The organism is Halohasta salina (genome assembly GCF_024178165.1).
Taxonomy (GTDB): domain Archaea; phylum Halobacteriota; class Halobacteria; order Halobacteriales; family Haloferacaceae; genus Halohasta; species Halohasta salina.
The window spans coordinates 100427-108243 of sequence record NZ_JAMZIE010000007.1 but is presented as its reverse complement, the minus strand read 5'-3'; the positions used below and the strand labels follow the sequence as shown (position 1 = coordinate 108243).

Sequence of the window (7817 nt, the reverse complement as noted above, 5' to 3'; positions counted from 1 at the left end):
ACTCACACCGTACCTCAGAGCGTTTCAGCTCCGACGTGAGGTCTTCAGAAAACCAGGTGAAGAAGCTCTAAAAAGCATCCTCGAAGCTGCACTATGACTCACCAACAATCTCCGCCACAAGAGCGTAAGACGACAGACTGCGCTGCCGTTTTCAGTTCGTTGCCGAGTCGACGACGAGCGTGTCGTCTTCGAGGTAGTGTTCGATGTGATGGGTGTGTTCTTCCAGTGTTTCGAGCTGTTCGCGGAGCATGTGCCCGGTCGCGTAGTCGCCGAGGTTCTCGGCGAGTTCGATATGCTGGCGGGTGTGCTCGATCATGTCGCCCATCATCTCCAGATCGTTCGACAGCGAGGTTCGGATGTCGTAGACGTCCTCGTCTTCGGCCTCGACAGTCGCGTTCTCGGCGAGTGTGGTCATGCTCGCGTGTGGGACGCCACCCAGCGCCTGCAGGCGTTCGGCGATCTCGTCGGCGGCGGCCTCGACGTCCTCGTAGACCTTCTGCAGGAAGACGTGGATGTCGCGGAACTCCGCACCCTCGACGTTCCAGTGGTGTTTGTGGAGCTGGTGGTACAGCACGTAGGCGTCCGCAAGGTCCGTGTTCAGCGCGTCGACGATCTGTTCGGCCTTCTTCTGGTCGAGTCTGAGCGCGTTTGCTTCGACAGTGCCTGCTTCCTGATTGATCCGCTTCTGAGTGTTCATTACATCCATTGCTTCAGTCTACTCTATCTTATAACTTATCAATATTTATATAATTTTTCGTATGACCTAAACCATGAGACCGTCGTCGCTCGTAGGTCCCAGACTCTCGGCTGCCACGGTGTGGTAGCGTGATAATCTGTACCGTTGTCGTCACAGAACCCAGAGGCTGCGGCCAGTCTGTAGCCGACAGGGATACTCGGCGGATGTATTCGAAAAGCGTTATCCCAGCCAAATGTGTCGACTGTATCTGCCGGTTTAGGCCTACCAAAATATCGAAACTGTTTAGATGATTTAGGCTAGCCTAAAAATATGGGTCAGAAACGACGCACGATGCTGAAGGGGAGTGGCGCTGTGCTCGCCGCTCTCGGACTCGCAGGGTGTACAGGCGGTAGCGGAACCGAGACCAGTGGCGACGGAAGCAGCGACGGTGGGACGGAACCGACCGCCCTCGCAGTCGCCTCGGAGTGGAACGCGATCCGGGCTCGACTCTGGGATGCCGCTGCACTCGGCGAGGCTGGGCAGGCCGAAGCCGGCAGCGCGGTCGCACAGCACGTCTTCGAGCGCTTCGAGAGCGCCTCTGGCGAGTACAACGCCCACGAGCTGCTCGAGGAGACCAGCGAATCGAACTACGAGGGCTTCGAGGGCGCACTCGGCGAGCTTCGGTCGGAGGGACTCCAGGAAGGCAACATCGAGCGTGCAAACGAGGAGGCCGGTATCGCCAGCACACAGCTCTACGAGGCCCAACAGGCCCACGCTGGCGACGCTGTCGCCCAGACGCTCGATCTCCAGTTGCTCGGTGCGGCACTCGCCGATGCGTACATGCTCGCGGCCGCCGGTGCCTTCGAGGCCGCCGGCACCGTCGCCGACAACACCTACGAACGGTTCGAGAACGCCGCAGTGTACGAGACCATCGAGAGCACCGACAGCGAACTGTACGAATCCTTCGAGAGTGCCATCGACGCGGTCGACACGGCGGCCGACGAGGAGGACCTCGAAGGGGTCTCGACGGCTGTCGCCGACGGCCTGACTGCTGCCGTCGACGGCGGCTACGCGGTCGCCCCCTCCGAGACGGTTGCCGGTGTCGGCCACCTCGCCACCTATCAGGCCCGCGGCTGGGACGCCGCCGCCCTCGCCGGCCTCGGCGGCCCGTCGACCGAGTTCGCCCACGCGGCCGCACTCACCGTCTACCGGGCCCGGGCCCACGACGCCGCGTGGCTCTACGAGACCGGCCAGCCCGACGCCGCGATATCAGTCGTCGAAAAAACTTTCGCTCACTTCGAGGGCGCTCGCGCCCACGAAGCCCTTGAAGAAGCCAGCGAGGACGCCTACCACACCTTCGAGGACGAGGGCCTGAGCGCCCTCTTGTCGGCCATCGAGAACGACGACGCCGAGGCCGTCTCGGCCGCGGTCGACGTGATCAACAGCGGCCTCGTCACCGGGATCGAGGCACTCGGCTCCGGCAACGAGGCGTCGCTCCTCCAAGCGGGCTACTTCAAGGCGAGAATCGAAGACGCCTACGAGCGCTACCAGCTCGGCGAGTCGGCGGTCGCTGCCGAGACCGCTCGCGGGCTGTTCCAGCTGTTCGAGGCCAACGAGGCCGACTTCCACGAAACGCTGGAGGATACCGACGAGGATCTCTACCACACCTTCGAGGAAGAACACCTCAACGGCCTGATTTCGGCCTTCGAGAACGGCGAGGACGCGGCCGTCGACGAACACGTCACGGGCATCCGCGAGACGCTGCTGGAGTTCGAGACCGCGGCCGGGTCGACCGCACAGGTGAGTGCCGTCGAAGCCGGCTATATGGCTGCCCGCGTGTTCGATGCGGGCGTCCTCGGTTCCCTCGGCGAGTCCAGCCGCGCGAACGCGGTGGTCCAGTCGGCCTTCGAGCAGTTCGAGGCCGGAGCCGGCGGCTTCCACGAGGCCCTCGAAGAAGCCGACCACGACCGCTACGAATCCTTCGAGGCCGCACTGGGCGAAGCCGGTTCGGCCGCGGAGGGCGATGCCTCGGTCAGCGAGGCCGCCCGGACGTTCAATGGCGAGGCCGTCGACGCCATCTACACTGTCGTCGCGTCGGCTGGCGGCTCGTTCGGATCGGCGGCCACGTCGATCATGCAGGATACCTTCGCGAGCTTCGAAGAGGCTCGCGTCCACGAGGCCCTCGAAGAGGCCGATCACGACGCCTACGAAGGGTTCGAGGCCGCACTCGACGACTACATCGCGGCGCTCGAAAGCGGGTCGGGCGTCGACGCGGCCGCCGAGGCGTTCGCCGCCGCGACGCTCAACGCACAGTTCGCGGTCGCCGGCGCTGTCGCCGAGTCCCCAGTCGATGCCAGCGGCAGCGGAGGCGAGGAGAGCGAGGAGACCAGCCTCGAAGGCGGTCCGAACGTCGTTGAGGGCGTCCCCGAGGACGCCGACCACGTGGTCGACATGCAGGCAGTCGCCTTTGAGCCGAAGGAACTCACCGTCAGTCAGGGTGACACCGTCGCGTGGAACCACGCTGGCGGCGAGGCCCACAACGTCGTCGCGTACGACGGAGAGATTCCGGACGGGGCCGCCTACTGGGCATCGGGCGGCTTCGAGAGCGAGGACGCCGCCGTCGAGGGGTGGGAAAACGGTCAGGGCGCAGTCCAATCCGGCCAGTCGTACGTTCACACCTTCGAGACGACCGGCGAGCACAACTACTACTGTGTCCCCCACGAGATGGCCGGCATGGTCGGTACGGTCATCGTTGAGTAGGGCTACGAACTGCGGCTCCGCCCGGTCGGCCTGACGGATCGCCGATCCGTCCCCGAATCGTCAGTCGTCCTTGTACTCTTTCTCGAAGCCGCGGAACTCGGTGCGGTGGGCCTCCTCGTCGGTCAGAATCTCGACCGCGATGCCTTCAGTCACCGGATCGTTGGCCTCGCCGGCGGCCTCGATGAGCGACCGGTAGGTCTCGATGGCAGTGGTTTCGGCGTCGAGGACGCCCCTGATCACCGAGTAGACGTCCGTGGTGTCCTCGGGCGGCTGCAGGGAGTCCTGCCGGGCGTCGAACGCCGCCGAGCCCGGTGGTCGTGACTCCAACTGTTTCAGTCGCCGGCCGAGCTGCTGGGCGTGATCGAGTTCCTCTTGGATGTCCGCCTGAAGGCTCGCTTTGACCTCCTCGGCGTGGACGCCGTCGAGGACGATGGCGTTGGTCTGGTAGTTCATCACGGTCTCGAACTCGTCCTGATAGGCTCGCTGGAGGATCTCGACTACCTCTGTCGATGTCATACGCTACTGTGCCACGGCGGCGCGAAAATGGGTAGTGGCCAGTTGGTGTACGGACAGTTGGGCTCGGTTCGGGGACGGTTCGGATCAGCGGTCCGCAACGAGCCCCTGTGAGTTACGACTCGTCGACCCGGACGACCTGTTTGCCGATGTTGTCGCCCGCAAACAGCCCGAGGAAGGCGTCGGGGGCGTTCTCCAGCCCGTCGACGATCGTCTCCCGATGCTGCAACTCGCCGGCGGCGACCCACTGCCCGAGCTGCTGGCTGGCCTCGCGGAACCGCGTGACGAAGTCGCCGACCAGTAGTCCCTGAACTTTCGCTCGCGGCGCGATGATCTGGGGGAGTTTTCGTGGTCCAGTCGGCATCGTCTCGTCGTTGTAGTGGGCGATCTGCCCGCAGACCGCGACGCGGGCATCGAGGTTCAACTGCGGGAAGACGGCATCCGTAATGGGCCCGCCGACGTTGTCGAAGTAGACGTCGACGCCCTCGGGTGCGGCCTCTGCCAGCGCTGCGCTGTAGTCGTCGGTCGACTTGTAGTTGATCGCGGCGTCGAAGCCGAGGTCGTCGGTGAGCCAGTCGACCTTCTCGTCGGAGCCGGCGAAGCCGACCACGTGACAGCCGTTCAGTTTGGCGATCTGGCCGACGACCGAGCCGACCGCGCCTGCAGCGCCGGAGACGACCACGGTGTCGCCGGGTTTCGGCTCGCCGACCTCCAAGAGGCCGAAGTAGGCCGTCCGGCCCGGCATTCCCAAGGTGCCGAGATAGGCTGGCTGGTCGGCGACCGAGGGGTCGACCGGGGCGACCTCGTCGGCATCCAGCAGGCTGTACTCACCCCAGCGTCCCTCGCCGGTGACCAGATCGCCCTCGCTGTAGGCCTCGCTGGCGCTGTCGATGACCTCGCCGACGACGCCGCCCTTGAGGACATCGCCAACGGCCCACGGTTCGGCGTAGGATTCGCCGGCCGACATGCGGCCCCGCATGTAGGGGTCGACCGAGAGGTAGGTGACGCGAACGAGAAGCTCGCCGGGGTTCGGCTCCGGAACGTCCGTTTCTCGCAGTTCGAAACAGTCGGTGTCCGGTTCGCCCTGCGGCCGCTCGGCGAGATGCCACTCGCGGGTTGTGTCGTGCACAGGTCGGCTACGTGCGTCCGACCCAAGACGCTTGGGACAGAGCAACCGACAGCCGTGAGACACGTCGACGGCGGCTGGCCACAGCGTACTTTTCGCTCGCCGCCGAACTGAGAACCGATGTCCTACACCAAAGTCGACACCGACGAGGTCGAACCGGTCGCCGACGGACTCCACATGCTGCGCGAGCCGCTGGAGAGTGAGCAGCTCGGCGTCTCGCTGCTCTCCTGTGAGCCGGGGTGGGAAGGCAAGCCGCACGACCACGCCGACGAAGGCCAAGAGGAGGTGTACGTCCTCGTCGAGGGGGCGGCCGTCGTCACCGTCGACGACGAGAAAGTCCCGCTAACCGCGGGCGACGCCCTGCGGGTCGACCCCGAGAGCACGCGACAGATCCACAACGGCGACGAGGAGAGCCTGTTCGTCCTCGCCGGCGCGTCTTAACTATCGGTAAAGAATCGCCCGTGGAAGCCGAACGGCTCCGGATGGGGAAGCCACGCCCGCGCCTCGACGGTCAGCGTTTCGGCATCGAACACCACCAGCGCGGTCTGCTCGCGGTCGACGTCCAGCGCCGTCGCCAACACCACCCCGTCGTCTTCTGCCTCGCCACCGGGCCGCTGGACCGGGATCGGCTCTTCGACGTACACTGACGGCTCCCACCACTCTTGAGCCGTCCCGGCTTCGCAGTCGACTTTTACGAGGCCGTTTTGCCCCTTCCGATGGGTCGCCTGCCCGTAGGCGTACCGGTGGCGTCGACCAGTCGACGCCCGCGGTACCCGCGGCAACTCCATGCCGCCGTCGTAGCGCCGCGAGCGGTCGACGCTCCCGCTCGCCGGATCGATCCGGTACCGCATCAGTCGCCCGTCGGGCACCTCGGGGAACCCATCACCGTCGAGTTCGCCCATCGACATCGCGCCGACGATCTCGCTGTTCGGGAACTCGATGAGGTCGAAGACGATCTCGCCGTCACCTCCCCCGTCGACAGCGCCGCTGTCGTCGACGTAGGCGTTGACGTGGTGGAAACAGAACGTCGCCGGGAGCGTCGGCTCGGCGACGAGATCGCCCGTCTCCCGGTCGACGACCAGGATTCGGGTTCCGCGGTCGGGCTGCCAGTCGAGCATGTCGACCGCCCCCTGCGAGAGCGGGTTGAGCGCCCGCAACACCGACAACACCAGCGGCGACTCGACCAACAGCACGTGGTCGGCGGTCACGCTACAGTCGTGGATGTAGGCCGGGCCGCGGGCATCCAGTGAGGCGATCCGCCGGCGGCGTCGACTCCCCGTCGGCAGCCGGTAGATGTGGTACTGCGGCCGCAGGCCGAACTCGGTGGTAAAGCCGACCCACTCCTCGCGGTGGGGATCGTCGACGAGATGGGCTGCGGTGATGTGTTCGGGGATGTCGTCGGTAAACGTGAACTCCTCGCGGGTGGCAAGCGTGTCGGGATCGAAAGCGATCCGGCGCGGGGCCTCGGTGAGCGCGACGAACGCGCCGTCGAGGCGAGCGACGTGGACGTTCGCGTTGTCCGTGGGGTCCGGGAGCCCCAGCGAGGTGAGGGTGTCGACGATGCGCCGCCAGCCGCGGGTGTCGGTGCCGAACTGGCCCGTGAGTTGCCCCGCCTGCGCATCGGCGTACGCCTCGCTCCGGAGAAACCGATTCGAGTAGCGAACTTCGCCGTCGTCGAAGGCGTAGCGGCGGAGCATCGCCAGCCCGTCGAACCAGTGGTTGACGCGCGTCGACCCGGCCTCGAACAGCGCGGGCCCGTTGCGGATCAGGGTTCCAGCGAGCCAGTCGGGGATCGAGCCCTCGATCTGCGGCTGGTGGTCGTCGTACTCCGTCGACAGCGAGCGGAAGCCGGGGCCAACCGAGTCTGTCACAGCCTACCGTTCGGGCGGCGCGGGCATCAATCCTGCGTGGCTCTCTGCGAACCTCACCGCTCCGTGTCCGGTCGCCCCGAACGACGTCCCGCTCTCGTCGCGATCTATCGGGTGTCGAGTCACTCAGGGTCGGCGGACACAGACGACTTTTGCGTGCTCGACGAAGGCTAGCTTATGGCTAGCACAGAACGAGAATCGACACCCTACGGCAACGATCACGCCGGCAGCGAGTTCGGCCTCGAGCCGATCATCCCCCACCTCTACCGCGCCGAGGTCGACCGCGCGGTGTCGTGGCGGCAACGGCTCGATAGCACGACCAACTTCGCGATGACGATTATGGGCGCGATACTGGCCTACGCCTTCGCCGGGCAGGGGGCCGGACACACGACGATCCTCATCGCCATGCTGGTCGGGCTGACCTTCCTCCTCATCGAGGCCAACCGCTACCAGCAGTACGATATCTGGCGCTCGCGGGTGCGGTCGATGCAGGAGAACGTCTTTGCCGACGCGCTCGATCCGAGCGGCGGCACCGAACAGACCGACTGGCGCGAACAGTTGAGCCGGGACTACCGAAACCCGACCCAGAAGATGCCGTTTCGGGACGCGGTCTCTCACCGACTCCGGCGGGTGTATCTGCCAGTGTTGGTCGGCTTGCTCGTCATCTGGGTGTTTCACCTCCTGGTGTACGGCGCTACCGGCTCGCCGGTCGACAACGCCGCCGTCGAGGCCGTTCCGGGAGCCGTCGTCCTCGCGGTCGTTGGGCTGTCGTATCTCGGGATCGTCGCGGCCGCGTTGCTCCCGGATTTGAAAACGGAGTCCGAGGGCGACCAGCTGGCCGAGTTGGATGCCCGACGCTGACCGGCTGGATCCG

The 7817-nt window shown here is 65.7% G+C and carries 7 protein-coding genes and 1 pseudogene; 4 read left to right on the top strand and 4 right to left on the bottom strand.

What is annotated here, in order from left to right:
• Positions 1-97 (top strand): annotated as a pseudogene (locus tag NKJ34_RS13530) (IS1595 family transposase); the annotation flags it as partial.
• 54 nt (positions 98-151) lie between these two features.
• Here the strand turns inward: NKJ34_RS13530 and dpsA are convergent.
• The gene (gene dpsA, locus NKJ34_RS13525; protein WP_253738847.1) at positions 152-697 is read right to left on the bottom strand and encodes a DNA starvation/stationary phase protection protein DpsA; all 546 of its coding nucleotides are present in this window, start codon (positions 695-697) and stop codon (positions 152-154) included.
• 309 nt (positions 698-1006) lie between these two features.
• Between dpsA and NKJ34_RS13520 the strand changes: the two genes are divergently transcribed.
• Positions 1007-3436 (top strand): DUF5059 domain-containing protein, encoded by a 2430-nt coding sequence (locus NKJ34_RS13520; RefSeq protein WP_253738846.1) that lies wholly within the window; start codon positions 1007-1009, stop codon positions 3434-3436.
• A 60-nt stretch (positions 3437-3496) separates the two neighbouring features.
• Here NKJ34_RS13520 and NKJ34_RS13515 read toward each other — a convergent pair whose 3' ends face one another.
• Entirely contained in the window at positions 3497-3952 is a 456-nt protein-coding gene (locus NKJ34_RS13515; protein WP_253738845.1) for a ferritin-like domain-containing protein, read from the bottom strand.
• Between the two features lie 112 nt (positions 3953-4064).
• The gene (locus NKJ34_RS13510; protein ID WP_253738844.1) at positions 4065-5078 is read right to left on the bottom strand and encodes an NADP-dependent oxidoreductase; all 1014 of its coding nucleotides are present in this window, start codon (positions 5076-5078) and stop codon (positions 4065-4067) included.
• Positions 5079-5195: 117 nt separating this feature from the next.
• On the opposite strand from NKJ34_RS13510, the gene NKJ34_RS13505 reads away from it, so the two are divergent.
• Positions 5196-5516, top strand: a complete 321-nt coding sequence (locus NKJ34_RS13505) for a cupin domain-containing protein (protein ID WP_253738843.1) — start codon at positions 5196-5198, stop codon at positions 5514-5516.
• Here the strand turns inward: NKJ34_RS13505 and NKJ34_RS13500 are convergent.
• Entirely contained in the window at positions 5513-6946 is a 1434-nt protein-coding gene (locus tag NKJ34_RS13500) for a carotenoid oxygenase family protein (protein ID WP_253738842.1), read from the bottom strand. The genes NKJ34_RS13505 and NKJ34_RS13500 overlap by 4 nt on opposite strands.
• 174 nt (positions 6947-7120) lie before the next feature.
• Between NKJ34_RS13500 and NKJ34_RS13495 the strand changes: the two genes are divergently transcribed.
• On the top strand, positions 7121-7804 hold the full coding sequence (locus NKJ34_RS13495) for a DUF2270 domain-containing protein (RefSeq protein WP_253738841.1): 684 nt from the start codon (positions 7121-7123) through the stop codon (positions 7802-7804).
• The last annotated feature ends 13 nt before the right edge of the window (positions 7805-7817 follow it).